Genomic DNA, 17,475 nt, shown 5'->3' with positions numbered 1-17,475 from the left:
CCATGGGTAAAACCTTTGTTTACAATACGGGCAATCCGTTGCCAGATCCACCGGGAACTTTAAAAATTACCTGTGGAATATTCTTTGATGGAACCAGAAATAATCTGAAAAACACCGAGATACGTAAAAAGGTTCAGGGCAAGGGTGAGTTTCGCAATATTTCAGCATCAGAAGAAGAAAGAAAGATTTTTGAAAAATATGCTAAAGATGACAATAGTTTTGGTAATGATTTTACCAACGTTGCCAGAAAGTATATGTGTACCGAGAGAGCAAATTATTCAATTTATGTCGAAGGTATAGCTACCATTGATAAAGCAGATGATGAGGGGGGAGGCTTTAAATATGGCCGTGGAAAAACGGGAGTAGTAGGAAAGGTAAGAAATGGATCTCAAGCTTTAGCAAGAAAAGTTGTTGATTTAAAGAAAAAAGATACAGAATCGATTGAATTAATTGTTGATATTTTTGGATTTAGCCGTGGTGCAGCGGCAGCGAGAAATTTTGCCTATAATTTACAGATGGGAACGTATGCGCCAAAAGCCTATTATCCACCTGTACAGGGTGCATCAAGAATTGACGTAGACCATGAGACCAGTGAATTCATGTCCATAGACAAATCCTGGGTGAAAGATGGCAAACTTCCTGAATTTGGACATTTCGGTACTGCGCTTTTGCAGGCGGGATTATCCCGTGAACTGGTAGATTCCATGACCGTGAATGTTCGATTTATAGGGATTTATGATACGGTAGCTTCTTATGATCCTACCTGTCTTCTAATTCCGAATTTCAGGAAAAAAGTGGGTGAACTACACCTGCATCAGCTGGGTTCCCCAAGAAAGGCAGTGCATTTTACAGCAGCAGACGAACATAGAGAAAACTTTTCTCTCTCAAGATTTCTGCCTGTAGATCTTAAAACAGGCATAGAAAGAAATTTTCCGGGAGTGCATAGCGATGTGGGAGGAAGTTATAACCATGATGTAATGTCATCAGCAGAACTCAGTCAAAGCGGCTATCAGCCGGATCCTGTAGAAGGAGTGACGGAAAGGGAATATGTCTGGCTTGAAAAGGCTTATTTTTCAGGCTCGTTGGATGCTTTTAGGGATGAACTCATCGAGCAGGGCTGGTTTAAAAAAGAACAGTTAGCTATTGAAGCCCATTGGAAATATACACTTACCGGAACCCGTTATCTGTATAGAGGATACAGTTTTATTCCGCTTCATTTTATGTGTGATTATGCCTTGCCTTATCTTAATGAAGATAATAATTACCTGTTATACTCCAAAGTCATGGCAGATTATGCTTTGAATGATACTTTCCTGGATGAGGTAAAAGCCTATATGAAAGATCACATTATAGAAAAAAATGAAAGGTGGACGCTTAAGGGAAATTTCAAACACGAAGAAGAACCAGAAGTTGAGGAAGAAAGCCCAGTTGAGACAACCTCTGAAACTCCTGTTCAGAATCCGGTAGCGGCAATACAGTTAGAAGAGATAGTGGTGACTGCTTATAAATCAGATTATCTTCTTCGAAAGCTTAAAAACAAATATCTGCACCGATCTGCAAAAATTAATACGTTAATGGACAGTCTTGCTTATTCACCAACGGATGACCGGAGAAGAATGGAGTTTTAACCCAGAAACAAATTGATATTGGAACATCCTCTAAAGAATTTCAGCAAAACGTATAGATTGGAAACGATAGTTGTTTCTAATCCTGATACTTCTTACCGGACAGAAAAAAGTTATGTGAGAGTAGCTGAGGTTTATTATTTAGGGAATGAAAAAGACTATTTCAAATATCATGTTCTAGTGGTTGATTTCAATTTTTCAAACGATGATAATGCAATGGGGAAATTTTTAAAACAAATCAGTTATTTGTTTGATGAGCTGGAATTAGCAGTTGATAAAAATGGACATATTGTTGAAATTAATAACCTTGATTTTCTTCGCTTAAGATGGATGAAATTAGCTGCCAGGCTTTCGGAAAACCATGAAGGTGAAGCCATAAATAATTATTTCAGTCAGATAAGCAGTGTGCTTGAAGAGGAAAGCCGGCTGATCAGTTTTCTGGAAGGTTACAATATGTTTGGACTGCTTTTCAATGGCTTATTGCAGCCATTAGATACAAAAATAAAGAGAGTATCTTCTGAAGGGTTTACAGAAATTATTACTCCTGTGAGAGACGGAGATAAAATAATTCTAACAACTGCTGCTGAAGATCCGGAACCAGCTGGGATTGACCATTTCAGAGGCTTGTTTGTATTCAGAGAAGGTCACAATGAAGAAGGTTTTACGGAAATCAAAAAAGATAATACCCATTTAAAACATTCATTGCTATGGATAGGTTAAATACAGAAAATGACTCCTCTGCCGGACCACCTCAGGATTCTTCTCAGCAACCAAAGGATCCGAAAGCTGAAAACAGCCAGAAAATGGAGGAAAAGCGTTCCGAAAATGAGAAAAAAGATAAAAATGAAGAAGGATTGCTGTTGGCAATACATGGAGCAAAGATAAAATTCAATGCCCATTTGGGTGAATTTAAAGTTTTAAATGATGTTCCTACCACACAGGGAAAACTTACTGGAACAGTTGTGGAAAAACAGATTCCCAACTTTACATTTTATGATGGCTTTAAGATGATATCCCTCACAGCGTGGCAGGATTTCGGAACTGCAAAAGTACAGGACAATTATGTGTTATTAAAAAAATCAACCTTACCTGGAATAGGCAAAATGCCAGGTAATATACCGCCTGAAACCGGAAAGATAGAGTTTGTAACTTCAGGGCAGATCAATGAGCCAGAAAGTGTTGATGCGAAAGGTGCGCCGGCACCTCCGCCTCCTGTTTCAGTAAGTATTGGCAACGTAATCAGGGGAAATCCATATGTAGAAAAAAATGCATCAGTAGTAGCAGGGATGCCAGACAGTGTTCCTTTAAATAAAACCTATGAAGTGGAAGTTACAGTAACAGGAACAGGTTCTGTGGACTTATCAATTATAAATTCAAATGCAGACAACGGGAATGCCAGTGTTACACCTTCTACTATTACAGCTACCACTACAGTAATTATCAAGGGAACCGCCAAGACAAACCCGGGGCATGGCGGACAGCTTAAAATTGAAGCTAAAGTAGCAGGTGTTGTAAAGGCTACTTCACCAGGTTTTACGGTATGTTGCCATCCTATTAATTATACTGATACGTATGCGGGTGAAGTATATACATCTGCCAGATTGGGTGTCATTGTTCAGGATGGATGGAGTTCAGATAACGGTGTTTTTGCAGATTTGAAAGAAATAGAAATCAAAGAAGTGGTAGATTATGTAGGAAAAAATGACAGTCCTCCTTTTCAACCAAGAGGTGGGGCTGCAAGTAATTCAGGATACCTGCCGGGAGATCAGTTGACTCAGGATACCCATTCAATTTCAAGAGCTGGTATTACTTTAGGTAAGCCAGGAATTACAGAGGCCAACCAACTATGCATATATAAATGTAAATGCTGTGGTGCTAATGATATTGTTCACCCAAATTCAGGTTTTCAAAGAATTCATGAGGTATTTAATTCAGGGACAGCAACAGCTCCTCAGTGGAAACACAGAACTAAAAAAATAGGAGCAGCAGTTACGATCAATGGATTTATAACCGGTGCGGGAAATGCAAACGTAGTAAGCCTTGAGCATAGTTTACCATAAAAAAAGATTATGAAAAACTTAATAATAATTATTATCTTATTCATCAATGCACAATGTGCTTCACAAAATAATATTAAAATGAATAATAGCAACACTATACATATCAGCATGACACAAGGTCATGAGAAGAATCTACTGAATGGAGTCGTATCCTCTATTTTGACCGTTACAAATAATTCCACTCAGGATATTAGTGTTTTATTGTTTTATCCTAATCCTAATGACCTTTCTTTTAAATCACAGTCTTCTTTAGTAAAAATAAAAGACAGGGAATGGAATGATAGTGAACGCTCAATACCCATTAAAATTCCTGCAGGAAAATCTTATCAGGTAACTTATTTTTTAAACAGATATTTTGAGTTTCTGGAAGAAGGGGAGGTGACCATAAATTATGCTTTAGATTTATTTGTGACGACTGATGGAGGTTCTCCAAAAAGTACAGCGTACAACGGAACATTTAATCTTAAAATTAATAAAGGTTCAAAAGAAGAAATAGAAGAGCAGTTTTTAAATTACCAAACTAACCTAAAATCTGAAAATCTGAAAATAAAAATGGAAGCTGAAGAAGCTCTTCTTTATTTAAATGCTGTGAAAGATAAATAATTCTGGAAATAGCAATTATCATTTAAAACATTCATTACTATGGATAGGTTAAATACAGAAAATGACTCCTCTGCCGGACCACCTCAGGATTCTTCGCAGCAACCAAAGGATCCGAAAGCTGAAAACAGCCAGAAAATGGAGGAAAAGCGTTCCGAAAATGAGAAAAAAGATAAAAATGAAGAAGGATTGCTGTTGGCAATACATGGAGCAAAGATAAAATTCAATGCCCATTTGGGTGAATTTAAAGTTTTAAATGATGTCCCTACAACACAGGGAAAACTTACTGGAACAGTTGTGGAAAAACAGATTCCCAACTTTACATTTTATGATGGCTTTAAGATGATATCCCTCACAGCGTGGCAGGATTTCGGAACTGCAAAAGTACAGGACAATTATGTGTTATTAAAAAAATCAACCTTACCTGGAATAGGCAAAATGCCAGGTAATATACCGCCTGAAACCGGAAAGATAGAGTTTGTAACTTCAGGGCAGATCAATGAGCCAGAAAGTATTTATGCAAAGGGGGCGCCGGTAGTAGAAGATGAGAAAAAAATAAAAATAAAAGGCAAACAGGCTTCCTATACTGTAGTATTCGATAAAAGTGGTTCCCTAATGTCCGGATTTCCTATACTGGAATTTGAAATTGAGGATGGGATCCCTAATAACCTGATAGATATCCAAGCGGTAAAAGTAGATCAGGGATTATTAGCCCATACAGTGGGAATAGGGAATAGTTGGGATAAAACCAAGTTACCAAAAGACAGAGTGGTGGCGAAAGCATTCAGCAGCTATACGCATGGAGATAGGACGTTGAAACTGGATGGTTCGGGAAAAGCTACCTATAAAATGCCTTTGGATTGGTGGCGGGATTTGGCGAGACAACCTTTGAGTCAATTTACGACCATGAAGATATACTTTAAAGTGCTATCATTCCAGAATTCGTCAACTGTGAAAGAAGAGAGTCTAGTTTCAGATGCTGAGGTTTCCAATAATTTACAAAGTTTACAAATAGCAATAAACAGGTATGTCAATGAAGGCGGTATCGAAAAAAAGCATTTTGAACTGAATTTTACTGTTAAGGAAGCCAATACTACAGAAATGTATACGTTTGTTCAATGGAAAAAAGGAGGCAGAGAGAACTGGGATAATGCGAAAAGAATGTCGAGACCCAATGTGATGGATTATAATCAAACGCATACAAGTGATTATCCTTCCTGGACGTTAGACAGACTTAGAATGAATCCCCGATATGCAGATGGTGTGTACAATATTTCGAATGGAGGAAAAACCGCAACTTTGCTGGATAAACCTTCTTCCAGTACTGCAAATGCTGCCATGCCATGGACCTTTACGCATATAGATTTTGAATCCAGAATTCATCTTGATTTTGATGTTCCAGCAACTCTTCTGGTTGTTAACATTGCAGGAGGGAATATCAAAGGAATTATACCACCTCCAGAACCGTTGATTTTAAGCAGCCAGACCTGGAATACAAGGATTTTACAAATCTGGGATTCAGTAAGATCAAGAGTGACCATATCTCATCCAAATAATTATACAGGACCTTAAATTTATTTATATGAAAAATCTAATGGTAGTCATGACATTTATATGTTTAATTTCGTGTTTTGGGCAAGATGTAAAAAAGAATAATATGGATAATAAAGAATTAATACAGCTTATTTTGAATACTCAAAATGATTTGCATTCAAGAGTAAAAGCAATACATGATATAGATATTTCGGGAGAAAAAAGCAAAATAATTGTTGAACTTAAAAATATTTTGTCCCGTAAAAAAAACACAGAACAGGGTACGATGGATTGGGATCCTGCTGCTGAAGAAAGAGTAGTGGATATCCATGTCATTGGAAAATTGAACCAACTAAATGATGACTCGGAAAATCAGAAGATAGTTGAAATTGTTTCAAATGCCGTTCCTGATATAAGAGAATTTGGTGATGAAAGGAAAGAAGATGCAAAAGTTATCCAATCCATTCATCAAAAGGAAGTTTATGCCATGATAGTCAATTTAACTCAAAGTAGAAAGCAGAATGTAGCAGAGAATGCTGTTGTGGTCCTTAATCATTCCAAGCTTCCAAATGCACCGGTAGGCGGAGATGTAAAAGGTATTTTCCCAGGGACAACTTTTACATTTAAATACAGCCACTTAAAAGATGAAATGGATTCCTATGTACAAGCATCTGAAGGCAAAATTCAATTATCTGAAGGCGTAAAAAAGTATATTGGCGATAATAATACCCAACTTGCCAATGATGGTGAATTAATTACAATTCAAAGCACACTTAGTGATGCCGTAGAAAAGAATTTTAACAGTACCTTTAATTATTATATCGAAAACAATAAACTTATTATTTGCACCTATCAGGAAGCCGCTAAAAGATGGCTGGATTGGTGGAGTAAAAATGAAAATACTATCAAATAAATAAGAGTAGATTGTGTTGAAAAAGTGATATTAATCTTTTTTCCAAAATATCCTAGGAAATTTTCAGCAGTAACAGGAATTACCATTTTAAAACACTCATAACTATGGATAGGTTAAGTACAGATATAGAAACTGCCATTCCGGAGACTCAAAACCAGGTTGCAGAACAGGATAGCGATCAAATAAAGGCCGCCAATAGCCAGAAAATGGAGGGAAAACGTGCTGAAAATGAAGAAAAAGACAAAGCAGAAGCCGGACTGAAAGTAGTTATAGATACCGCTACTTTGGATTGTATACTATGTACCATTCCCAAAGGAATAATGAAGGTTAACTTCGATACCCCTACTATACAGGAAAAGAAAACGGCAACGATAAAAGAGAGAGGACCTAAAAGTCTTGTTTTTACGGGGACCTGCAAAAAAAGTCCACAAATGGCGGCGCCTTGTGCTTCTGTTATGAATGTAAGAGACTGGCAGGATGTGGGTACATATTTGTCCCAGGATCAATTTGTACTGTTGCAGAAAAGCACCATTCCTTGCACCTATGGAGGGGTTAATATTACCATTACTGACAGTGGACAGATTCATCAGCCTGAGACCATTGATGCAGCGGGAGCACCAGTGCCTGAATCGAAAGAAAAAATAAATGGCAACTTCTATAATTATAACGGAACTTATGAAGGTAGCGTAAAAGGCCAGAAAAAAGGAAATGAGACAGATGTATATGCCTGTGAAGGAAAAGGAGCAGAAGAGGATATCTATAAGAGCCCTAAAAAGCTGAACATTGTCCACAGCGAGTTCCAGAAAGTTTGTAACATTATTAAGCACGAAGGCTTATCAACAGAAAAAGAAGAATATCTGTATATAGCACATACCAATTATAACGAAGCAAAAAGAGTTGGAAAAACAATGTTTCAGTTATTAAATTCCAGCTATTCTAGTGTAGAAGCCAAGGATAAGGTTGAAATGAAAACGACGGAAAAAGACACCATATCTTTGCATTCCAGAGCAGGCGCTATTGATGCTCTTTTAAGGGATGTAGATGATGTGAAAACTGATCCTACGGATAATGCAACACAATGGGACGGCGAAGACTTTTTGGCGTGGGGTATTGATACTGACTTAAAACCCGACAGTAAAACAAAATATGGTCATAATAAATTTGATGAATATGATTATATAAAAATAAGCAAGAGCTTATACGATTCATTTGTAGCTAAGGTGACAGGAAGAAGAGGCTCAACTCTTGCATACACCTCAGTTCATGATGAGGGCTGTGATAAAGGAGTTCATACGCACAAAACGGTAAAGGAAAAAAATAAAGCAGTTTATGACCTTCCTAATGCAGATTTTGCAAAAACAGACTATTGGACTACAGGTGATTTTTACTTTAAGAATGCCACTAAACAATCTTTCGGTTTAGAAGCCACCCGGGTCGCCGGATACACTATATTTTGGAAAAAAATAAAAGTTTAATTAATGAAAAACTTAACCTATTTATTACTTATTCTGTTGACCGTTCCTGCATTTTTTTTTGCACAGGTACCCAAACCATATACCATAACTTACATCGTTAATAAAACCATTGACAAGGGAGAATATGTGGATGACCGGAGAATAGATAAGAAAGATAAAATAAGTACCAATACCTTAATTTACATATTCAATACAAAAAAAGACAGTATATCTTTTTATGATTTCAATGACTCTCAGGTATCAGAAAAGAAAGTTCCCAATTTATGTACTTTAACCAGGAATCAGAATGTCCTTTCGTTAAATTATAAAAATGAAAGTTACACTACAAAACTTAATATTGCATTCAAAGATGATGATAAGGCAGTGTTAATTGAGGATAAAGATATCTTCTACCTAAATGATTCTTATTATAAATATATCCGTAAAAGCATTGGTAACAATTTAAATATTCCCGATCTGATTGACTTTTTAGAAGACTTTTTGCCAGGCTATAATCTTGATGATTTAAAATATATTTCATCCTACGAAAAATATAAACATAAAGATTTTAAAATACTAAAAGGATATATGGAATCTTACAGAACGCAGGCAAGTGACTATCTGGATCAATGGAATATAAAGTTTTTATATAATGAAGCAGGGATTCCGAAATATACCTTAAAAGAATCTAAAGAGGGAGATCAGGAAATAGAGAAAAAACTGGTTTCTTCATCTAAAGGAATTTTTAAATATACAAAGCATACCAATATCGAAAGCAGACTTATAACTGACCATGAAATTCTGATAGATACTAACAAAAAGACTTATGAAGAAAAAGTAACATCACTTCAGGTGGGACTGGGCAAAGAAACTAGATTTGAAACTAAACCGATCTCCTATAGAAGTTTTCCTTCAAAAGAATTTATTCTAACCTCAGGCAGTATTTCAAAATTAAAGTCAGCAAAATAAATTAAGATTATAAAAAAAGTTCAGATAAGTTGCTACAGTGAATTACTGTCCCGAAAGAAAGAAAAAAGGCTATCCCAAATCTGGAATAGCCTTTATTATACTTAAGTCATCGCAATCTATTGAATCACAAATGTCTTTTTCTGTGTCGTATGCGCTGAGAAATATCCCAAAGCACCATTGTTGATATTACTTGGAGGATTGGAAGGCGTAACACCTGCTCCTCCGTCGTCTGTGATCTGAAGTAAAGCAGAATAATAGGTGAAAATATTGTGGTCGATAGACTGCATTTCTACATAAATCGTATCTCCCGGCACTACTTTATGATCAGTAGGATCTTTGTCATCATCCTCGTTCGGAAGGAAAAGAGGTCTCTGATTCACCATTCCGTTATTGATATTATCTGAAAATACTTCAAAGGTCTTTTTCGTCATATTATTGACCGTAAAATTGAAAAGATAACGGTTTCCTAATGCGATCGGATCTGTAAAAACAGGTAAAAGCGTATACGTAGTTTCACCTCCGAAATTAAACGAATCCTGAGTCAGACCATCAAAACTCACCACTTCAGGCATCGTACTTTGAGCGGTGTATTCCTTTCCTTCAGCCTGAATTTTCAACGTATAGGTACGCCCTGTTACGCCTGTAAAACTGGTGGTTTTATACTTTCCGTCACCTACGTACTGTAAGGTTTCCGTTTGTCCGGTATTATCGCTTAAAACAACCTGAGCTCCGGTAACTGCCGGATATTGATTGTTTTGCGTAAATGCCACCGACTTCGTTATTCTTACAAAATAAGGTCCGGCCTGATTCGTGATATTACCTTCTATAACGATGTTTCCGCTCTTGTCGTCCAGGTCCAGATCAATCTCCTTTTCACAAGAAGTTACTATAAACAGGGACAATATGATAAAAATAATATTCTTCATGATCTAAAATTTGAAATTATAAGTGATGTTCGGTACCCAACGGAACAGTGAAGTTTGCATAGCTCGGGTTGTTCCCGGATTGTTCGGATTGTCTTCAAATGTAATGGTGTAGGCATTTTCACGGCCGTAGAGGTTATAGATACCAAATGACCACGATCCTTTGAAACGTTTGGTAGATTCCGGCTCATACGTAGCACTCAGGTCCATTCTGTGGTAGGCTGGCATACGGTCCGCATTTCTGCTGCTGTACTGGAAAATAGTCTGTCCGTTCAGTTCGTATTTCGCAGTAGGGAAAGTCACCGCATTTCCTGTGCTGTAAAGGAATAATCCTGATAGAGACCATTTTTTACTCAATTCATAGGTCGCCACGATAGAAAGATCATGGGTCTTGTCCATTCTTGCATTGTACCAGTCATTATCATTGATGCCGTTTATTTTTCTTTCTGTTTTAGACAGGGTGTAAGAAATCCATCCGGTCAGTCTTCCGCTTTTCTTCTTGGCGATCAGTTCCAAACCATAAGCTCTTCCTTTACCGTACAGTAATTCACTTTCTACATCGGCTGCTGTATCAAACGAGATTTGGGCACCGTTTTTAAAGTCGATCTGATTCTGCATGGATTTGTAATAAATCTCAGCATTCACTTCATAGTTATTATTCTTGAAATTTCGGCTGTATCCCGCACTGATCTGATCTGCTATTTCCGGCTTTACACTGTAGCTGCTTCCGATCCACTGGTCGGTAGGATTTCCGCTGCTGCTGTTGCTCAGAAGGTGTAAATTCTGTGTGTTTCGGGAATATCCGGCTTTAACGCTGCTTACCTGATTGATACGGTAGTTGGCTGTCACTCTCGGCTCAAGATTGAAATACGTTTTTCCAAATTTTCCTTTCTCTAAAAACCTGCTTTCCGTAATCACATCGCCTTCGTAGGTATTATAAGTATCACCTCCTAAAACACTGAACGTAGAAAGTCTTAAACCGTAATTAACCGTAAGTTTATCATTGGCTTTAAAATCATCATTGATATACACCGCATTTTCCCACGATTTTCTCGGATTTCTTGGAAAACTGCTCACACTCGTTCCCGAAGCACTGCTTGGCGTAATCGTATGGTAAATAGACTGTAGTCCGAAACGTACAGAATGCTTATTTCCGGCAAACCATGTGAAATCCTGCTTAAGGTTCCAGTCCTCGATCTGTGAATCTAAGCCAAAGGTATTATCATTGCTTTTAAGGCTGATTTTATAATTGTAATTGCTGTAAATAAATGACGTATTGGAGAACAATTTACTGTTAATAATGCTGTTCCATCTCAAGGTAGCCGTTGTATTTCCCCAGTCCGTAGAAAAGGTATCTCCTAAGCCCAAAACATCTCTTCCGAAATATCCCGACAGATAAAGACGGTTGTTTTCATTGATCTGATAATTGGCTTTTAAATTTAAATCATAGAAATAAAGCTTGCTGTCTTTGAAATCCTCACTTCCTTTAAGAAAAAGGTCAGCATAAGTTCTTCTTCCTGATACAATGAATGAAGATTTTTCCTTTTGAATAGGACCTTCCACGCTCAGTCTGCTGCTAATCAGTCCGATCCCTCCATTCACATTGTAATCCTTATTGTTTCCGTCCTTCATTTTAACGTCCATCACAGAAGAAAGACGACCTCCGTACTGCGCCGGGCTGTTTCCTTTGATGATATTGGCATCTTTCAAGGCATCACTGTTGAACGTACTGAAAAATCCAAGTAAGTGGGAAGCATTATAAACAGGTGCCTCATCCAGTAAGATAAGGTTTTGATCCGTAGCACCGCCTCTTACACTGAATCCACTGCTACCTTCACCGTTGCTTTTGATACCCGGTAAAAGCTGAATCGTTTTCATCACATCCTTTTCCCCGAATAAAACAGGCAGTTTTTCTATGTTTTTGATGCTTAACGTTTCAGTTCCCATCTGGGCTGTAGAAAGGTTTTTATCCTTTTTAACCCCTGAAATAATAACTTCATCAATTTTTCCTACTTTTTCGCTCCCTTTTTCCTCCTGATTTAGCGGAAGATCCAGTTTGGTATTCTGTTCCACTTTTACAGGCAGTTCAAAATCCTTATAACCGGGATACGAAACAATCAAAGTGTAATTTCCCTCAGGAAGGGATAATGAGTAAAAGCCATATTCATTGGCAACCACCGCAATAGACGGGTCTTCACTCACTTTTACGGTAACCCCGATCAGCAGTTCCCCATTTTTGTGATCTTTCACGGTACCGCTTACGGAGTATTTTTGCTGCGCAAAGGCCAGGGAGCTGAAACAGAGGACAGCAGCCGTAGCGGCAGTTTTAAAAAACAATTTTTGCATTGAGTTTAAATTTTAATGTAGTAGAAGTCTATCAAATAGTCTATTTAATGGGGTGGATGTTACAGAAAATTAGAATAATGAAACTTTAAATGTTAGATATAGGGCTTTCAGTTTACTGTCAAACGTAAAAAAGCAACCGATATTACTGTCTTTGAAAAAAAAATGTGGTATTAAACACCTGGAAGCGAAATATTTGTTCTTCAGTGCTTTGAGTGGAGGTTTGTTGTGGGAAGGTTGTGCTGGAAAAAGAGTGTTTTTTTGAGATCGTATTGATACGCCCCGGCTTTCCGTTTTTGGGTAGAATAAATAGGCTGCATGTGGTCATCTGGTTCATAGTTTTGGTGGTTATTCTGAAAAAAGTGGAAAAATCCCTCTTTCGGGAATACAAAAATAGCAAAATACCTTTACCAAGCTTATAATTAATTGTTATCTTTTGGTAATAAACGGGATAGCCCGACAGTTTTGGAGAATCTAGCTTTTCATTTTCGATACGCATAGGGTCATTGTATGGCGCTAAACTATGCTTAAAAAAGTCTACAGATGTTCGGAGTTATCGAGACGAACGTATTTTTTTATCCATTTCAGGATTTTAAACCTTGATAGAGTTCTCCAGAGCAAATAATTATGAAATGATGTATATTTGTCAGTGAATTTTTTTAAATGCCGGGTAGCATTTTCCCGGTTACGTTCCACACAAATAAATGACCGGTAAACGATGATTCCACTTCACGACCTTCTGTTTTTTGTTCTGGCTGCCCTTATTTTAGTCATAAGCCCCGGACCTAACATGATTTATTTAATTTCAAAATCAATCACCCAGGGGAAAAAATCAGGACTTATTTCACTGGCCGGCGTAGTTTGCGGTTTCCTGTTTCACATTGTCATGGTTTCTTTTGGGCTTACAGCGGTATTGCTGGCGGTTCCGGTGGCTTACACAATTCTGAAAACACTTGGAACGGGCTATCTTTTATATCTGGCTTATCAGGCAATTAAACCAAAAAGTAAAAATATATTCGAGGTAGATAGCACCGGCAGACATGATGGTCCTAAAAAGCTATTCACCATCGGCTTCCTGACGAATGTCCTAAATCCAAAAGTAGCCATATTCTATTTGTCTTTTTTTCCACAGTTCATCAAGCCAGAATATGGTTCCGTCCTCACTCAAAGTCTGGAACTGGGAGTGGTACAGACTTTTATAAGCTTCAGTGTTAATTTTATCATTGTTCTGACCGCTGCAAAAGTGGCTGTATTTTTTGCAGGAAATCCTTTCTGGGTAAAGGTTCAGAAATGGTTTATGGCGAGTGTTTTAACCTTTTTAGCGGTAAAAATGGCCTTTTCAAAAGCTAAATAGAATAATTATAAGTTTTTCCTACCATTCTTCCAAAAGAGCAGGGACGGAATGATTTCTATCGAATTTTGTTGTCATCTTTTAACCTTTTCCGTCTCGAAGGAGAGGCAGGTTTATCCTTTTGATTTATATGAAAAAAACTGATTAGAGTCAGCCTCCCTCTGATAAATCTGTAGAAAGGATTGTGTAATTTTGCGGCGTGTTAGAAATAACACCAATTATAAAAAAACAATAATCATTATTCAATGAAAAAAATTATCTCTTTTTTAGCCTGCATCCTTTTTTTGCAGAGCTTTGCCCAGACCATGGCGTGGAGCAAACGTGACCATCTTAATGGTATGTATTCCTATTCCCAGACCACTAATAAAGTAGACAGTAACGGGAATGTATACCTGTTTTTTTCATCCGACCCTTCCCGGTACAGCACAAGCACACTTTATATAGAAAAATATACCCCACAGGGAATCCTTGATGCTAATTTTGGAACCAACGGTGTTCTCAATATCAACACTTTTTTAGGCTATCCAAGCACTGAAGAGCCGCACATATACTCCTTTGAAGTCACGGATAACGATAAACCGCTGCTCTTTATCGCTACAGAAGATGGTGGTAGTCCAAAGCTTTTGCGTCTGAATGCAAATGGCACCCCTGATCAGAGTTTTGGAGTTTCCGGGATTAAATATATTTTCACGGATACGTCAAAATACAGTAGCCATTACAGATCTGGTCTGGTTAAAACCAACGGGAAATATTTTATTTTTCATAATTATTCCGACCTTCAGAACAAACCAAAAACTGAAATCGGGTGTTTTAATGAATCAGGAGAACTTATTACAGGAATTTTTGATCAGGGCCTTAAGCAGATTGATTATGGAACCCCTTATAACTATACCCAGTTAGAAAGTTTGACAGTTGCAGGACCATATTTATATGCTCAGGGTATTGGATATCCTGCTATGAACAGACGGATAAGCAAAATAGACACTTCTTCCGGGATCCAGGATAATTCTTACCCTGATAATCTAGGCCTTTATCTGATGGGCAGTAATGATAATATTTTTCCGGATGGTAAAACCGTTGTAGGAAGGAATGTGACTGTAAGTCCATCGAGAACGGATCTGGAGCTTAAAAGATATCTTGCAGACGGAAGTGTTGATCCATCTTTCGGAACCAACGGCGTGAAAAGATTAGGTTATCCCTGGATAGCCCTTGATTTCGCTAACATAGTGAGTCTTCCTAACGGAGATTTTCTGGTCGGAATTTATTATGTGTCTACGGCAAGTTCGGGCGGAAAGCAGAATGCTTTGATTTATATTAAAAATAATGGAGAGGTGAAGGACAGTTTTGGAGGGAATATCCCCAATAACGGAGTTCCTATTCCCGGTATTTTTGGTATGGGATCTTATGCCACGCCCGAGTCATACAGTTTAAAACCGGATTATATTATTGTGACCTCCTCCAGAACATATATGGGGGCAAGTCTTAACACCTCAAAGGTCAATTTTAATTACAGTACATTGTCTACAGATGAAGTCAGTAAATCATATACTTTCAGTTTCCATCCGAATCCTGTGAAGTCAGTGGGTACGTTAACAGTAAAGGATAACAGCGAAGCTACCTTCAGTCTCTCTGATTCCAGCGGAAAGCTTATTTTCAGAAACCAGACCTTCAGAAATAAAACAGAAATTGATTTTTCTACGCTCACAAGTGGAGTCTACTATCTAAATGTTAAACAGAAGGATAAAGAAAGCACCCAGAAGATTATAAAAGAATAATCATACGAAAATAAACGCTCAGGTAATATATTTATCTGAGCGTTTTATTTGCAGTCATTCGCTGGTTCATTGCCACAATTTTATATTTTATTTAAAGGATAATTGCTTTCAGTTTCGTCTGTTCTAATGAATATTTCTAATTTTACACTACTATTGAAAGATGAAACAAAGCATCCCAACCTATGATCTCACCGGCATTACGCAGCATGGTATTCTGATCGAAAGGATTGAAAAACGCACGATGAGTACGGAAGACAATCTTTTTGATAAAGGAATTCACCGTGACAGTCATTATATCTTTACATTTCTTGAAAGTGGACGTGCTAAAATGATGGTTGATTTTAAAACGATTGAAGCTCATGGTTCTGCTGTTTTCTTTCTGCTTCCGGGACAGGTTCATGAAGGCATTTTAATGGAAGATGTTAGCGGATGGTTTATTGCTGTGAAAGCAGATTTGCTGTCCGATACTGTGAGATCTGTTTTTGAAGAATCATTGGTGGATATTCAGCCTGTTTCAATTGATGACGATTGGCTTGAAAAACTGAGTTCATGTGCCGGAATACTGAAAAGGTCCTGTACTGAAGAAATGCTGAGTTCAAAAGAAGGGTTTCTGGTGGTCAGATCTTTAATAAATGCTTTTACAGGAATGTATGCGATGGTTTTTTTAAGCGAAAACAATTGCAAAATATCCGGTGAAAGCCGCGCTGTCCAACTGACCAGAAAGTTCAGGATTCTGATACGGAAAGAATTTAAAACCATGAAAAGCCCATCAGTCTACGCCGGACTTTTGAATATCTCCCCGGGTTATCTTTCTGAAGTGATTCGTGAAGTGACCGGGAAATCTGCCCAGCACTGGATACAGCAGGAAATTTTAATAGAAGCGAAAAGACTCTTGTCGTTCACTCAGCTTACCGTTAAAGAAATTGCTTACGAGCTTGGATACAGCGATCATACCTATTTTTCAAGGTTATTTTCCAGAACGGAAGGTTTTCCGCCATCTGAATTCCGGGACAAAAATCGCAGGAAGAAGTAAACCGCGAATAGTCCAACCAATTCCCTGAAACAGCTATCGGTCTGCATTCGTTTTGCGCTTTCCTTTGCATTAAAATTATTTATGCCAAGCTTACCAAAATGGATCAATGATACTTTAGAAAATGTCATGTCCTCCAAGTTTAAAGAATGCACCGTTATCCATACAGAACCCGTTTCCAATGATCTTCGCCTTGTGCGTTTTGCTTCCGATCTGGAAGATGTTCCTTTTGAACCCGCTTATGCCATAGGAATAAGAGTAAACGAAAGGGATTACCGTAATTATTCACCATTCAATTTTAATAAACATACCGGCACTTTCGATGTAATATTTCATCTTCATGATACGGATTCAGTGGGCGGCCGCTTTGCCAATAACCTTTCAGAAGGAGATACTACAAAAATTTTAATGCCACGCGGAAAACGTTTTTTTGAAATTAACGCAGAAATTCATTTCTCCATCGGTGATGAAACCTCTCTTGGAAGCTCCCTGTCTATCAAAGAAGCAGCCGAAGAAATTGGGGGCTCATTTGTATGCCTCCATGAACTGGAAGAGGCTTCAACACTGAAAGATCTGGAATTATATGGCTATCATGCACCCAAAAATGATATACAGAACATTATGGAAGCGCTGGACGACTTTCTGAAAGAGGAAAAAGAAGCTGTCTACAATAACGAAGCAGTTTTCTATCTTACTGGAAACGGAAATACGATGTCTGTCATCCGGAAATTCCTTAAAGCCAAAGGGGTTGACGGCAAGTGCATCAGATCACAGGCCTATTGGATAGAAGGGAAGAAGGGGCTTTAAAAGTTGTTCATATTTTATCCAGAACCTCCACAGAACTTAAACCGTCATTGCGAGGAGCGCAGCGACGAAGCAATCTCAAAAACAGGTTGGAA

General features: G+C 37.9%; 14 protein-coding genes. 12 read left to right on the top strand and 2 right to left on the bottom strand.

The window, feature by feature from the left end:
• Positions 1-2: 2 nt before the first annotated feature.
• The 8 genes from IW22_RS15570 to IW22_RS15535 all read left to right on the top strand — a co-directional run bounded on the left by IW22_RS15570 (position 3) and on the right by IW22_RS15535 (position 9,154).
• The gene (locus IW22_RS15570) at positions 3-1,628 is read left to right on the top strand and encodes a T6SS phospholipase effector Tle1-like catalytic domain-containing protein (protein ID WP_034728118.1); all 1,626 of its coding nucleotides are present in this window, start codon (positions 3-5) and stop codon (positions 1,626-1,628) included.
• Positions 1,629-1,685: 57 nt separating this feature from the next.
• Positions 1,686-2,345, top strand: coding sequence for a hypothetical protein (locus IW22_RS15565; RefSeq protein ID WP_034728117.1), 660 nt, complete (start codon positions 1,686-1,688; stop codon positions 2,343-2,345).
• Entirely contained in the window at positions 2,333-3,685 is a 1,353-nt protein-coding gene (locus tag IW22_RS23725; protein WP_051891263.1) for a hypothetical protein, read from the top strand. Before IW22_RS15565 ends, IW22_RS23725 begins: the two co-directional genes overlap by 13 nt.
• Before the next feature lie 9 nt (positions 3,686-3,694).
• Positions 3,695-4,288, top strand: coding sequence for a hypothetical protein (locus IW22_RS15555; protein WP_131401744.1), 594 nt, complete (start codon positions 3,695-3,697; stop codon positions 4,286-4,288).
• A 39-nt stretch (positions 4,289-4,327) separates the two neighbouring features.
• Positions 4,328-5,857, top strand: a complete 1,530-nt coding sequence (locus IW22_RS23720) for a hypothetical protein (RefSeq protein WP_051891262.1) — start codon at positions 4,328-4,330, stop codon at positions 5,855-5,857.
• 85 nt (positions 5,858-5,942) lie between these two features.
• Positions 5,943-6,731: a hypothetical protein gene (locus tag IW22_RS15545; protein ID WP_034728113.1), complete on the top strand. Its 789-nt coding sequence runs from the start codon at positions 5,943-5,945 to the stop codon at positions 6,729-6,731.
• A gap of 104 nt (positions 6,732-6,835) precedes the next feature.
• Positions 6,836-8,206 (top strand): PAAR-like protein, encoded by a 1,371-nt coding sequence (locus tag IW22_RS15540; RefSeq protein ID WP_034728111.1) that lies wholly within the window; start codon positions 6,836-6,838, stop codon positions 8,204-8,206.
• Between the two features lie 3 nt (positions 8,207-8,209).
• Entirely contained in the window at positions 8,210-9,154 is a 945-nt protein-coding gene (locus IW22_RS15535; RefSeq protein ID WP_034728108.1) for a hypothetical protein, read from the top strand.
• Between the two features lie 116 nt (positions 9,155-9,270).
• Here IW22_RS15535 and IW22_RS15530 read toward each other — a convergent pair whose 3' ends face one another.
• Positions 9,271-10,080 carry a DUF4249 domain-containing protein gene (locus tag IW22_RS15530; RefSeq protein ID WP_034728106.1) on the bottom strand — a complete coding sequence of 270 codons (810 nt, stop codon included), beginning with the start codon at positions 10,078-10,080 and terminating at the stop codon, positions 9,271-9,273.
• 3 nt (positions 10,081-10,083) lie between these two features.
• Complete coding sequence (locus IW22_RS15525) at positions 10,084-12,423, bottom strand: TonB-dependent receptor (protein WP_034728103.1); 2,340 nt, start codon at positions 12,421-12,423, stop codon at positions 10,084-10,086.
• 715 nt (positions 12,424-13,138) lie between these two features.
• On the opposite strand from IW22_RS15525, the gene IW22_RS15520 reads away from it, so the two are divergent.
• From IW22_RS15520 to IW22_RS15505, 4 genes are all read left to right on the top strand, one after another.
• Positions 13,139-13,774, top strand: coding sequence for a LysE family translocator (locus IW22_RS15520; protein ID WP_034728101.1), 636 nt, complete (start codon positions 13,139-13,141; stop codon positions 13,772-13,774).
• Between the two features lie 242 nt (positions 13,775-14,016).
• Entirely contained in the window at positions 14,017-15,546 is a 1,530-nt protein-coding gene (locus IW22_RS15515; RefSeq protein WP_034728099.1) for a T9SS type A sorting domain-containing protein, read from the top strand.
• A 160-nt stretch (positions 15,547-15,706) separates the two neighbouring features.
• Positions 15,707-16,579 carry an AraC family transcriptional regulator gene (locus IW22_RS15510; protein WP_034728098.1) on the top strand — a complete coding sequence of 291 codons (873 nt, stop codon included), beginning with the start codon at positions 15,707-15,709 and terminating at the stop codon, positions 16,577-16,579.
• An 81-nt stretch (positions 16,580-16,660) separates the two neighbouring features.
• Positions 16,661-17,383 carry a siderophore-interacting protein gene (locus IW22_RS15505; protein WP_034728097.1) on the top strand — a complete coding sequence of 241 codons (723 nt, stop codon included), beginning with the start codon at positions 16,661-16,663 and terminating at the stop codon, positions 17,381-17,383.
• Positions 17,384-17,475: the final 92 nt, after the last annotated feature.

The organism is Chryseobacterium sp. JM1, assembly GCF_000737715.1.
Lineage (GTDB): Bacteria > Bacteroidota > Bacteroidia > Flavobacteriales > Weeksellaceae > Chryseobacterium.
The sequence above is the reverse complement of the archived record's forward strand: the minus strand, read 5'-3'. Positions and strand labels throughout refer to the sequence as shown.

Excerpts from the sequence above, each read along its gene's own strand:
- IW22_RS23720 (WP_051891262.1), top strand. The coding sequence starts at position 4,328 with ATGGATAGGTTAAATACAGAAAATGACTCCTCTGCCGGACCACCTCAG.
- IW22_RS15530 (WP_034728106.1), bottom strand. The coding sequence starts at position 10,080 with ATGAAGAATATTATTTTTATCATATTGTCCCTGTTTATAGTAACTTCT.
- IW22_RS23725 (WP_051891263.1), top strand. The coding sequence starts at position 2,333 with ATGGATAGGTTAAATACAGAAAATGACTCCTCTGCCGGACCACCTCAG.
- IW22_RS15545 (WP_034728113.1), top strand. The coding sequence starts at position 5,943 with ATGGATAATAAAGAATTAATACAGCTTATTTTGAATACTCAAAATGAT.
- IW22_RS15525 (WP_034728103.1), bottom strand. The coding sequence starts at position 12,423 with ATGCAAAAATTGTTTTTTAAAACTGCCGCTACGGCTGCTGTCCTCTGT.
- IW22_RS15510 (WP_034728098.1), top strand. The coding sequence starts at position 15,707 with ATGAAACAAAGCATCCCAACCTATGATCTCACCGGCATTACGCAGCAT.
- IW22_RS15555 (WP_131401744.1), top strand. The coding sequence starts at position 3,695 with ATGAAAAACTTAATAATAATTATTATCTTATTCATCAATGCACAATGT.
- IW22_RS15515 (WP_034728099.1), top strand. The coding sequence starts at position 14,017 with ATGAAAAAAATTATCTCTTTTTTAGCCTGCATCCTTTTTTTGCAGAGC.
- IW22_RS15535 (WP_034728108.1), top strand. The coding sequence starts at position 8,210 with ATGAAAAACTTAACCTATTTATTACTTATTCTGTTGACCGTTCCTGCA.
- IW22_RS15505 (WP_034728097.1), top strand. The coding sequence starts at position 16,661 with ATGCCAAGCTTACCAAAATGGATCAATGATACTTTAGAAAATGTCATG.
- IW22_RS15520 (WP_034728101.1), top strand. The coding sequence starts at position 13,139 with ATGATTCCACTTCACGACCTTCTGTTTTTTGTTCTGGCTGCCCTTATT.
- IW22_RS15570 (WP_034728118.1), top strand. The coding sequence starts at position 3 with ATGGGTAAAACCTTTGTTTACAATACGGGCAATCCGTTGCCAGATCCA.
- IW22_RS15540 (WP_034728111.1), top strand. The coding sequence starts at position 6,836 with ATGGATAGGTTAAGTACAGATATAGAAACTGCCATTCCGGAGACTCAA.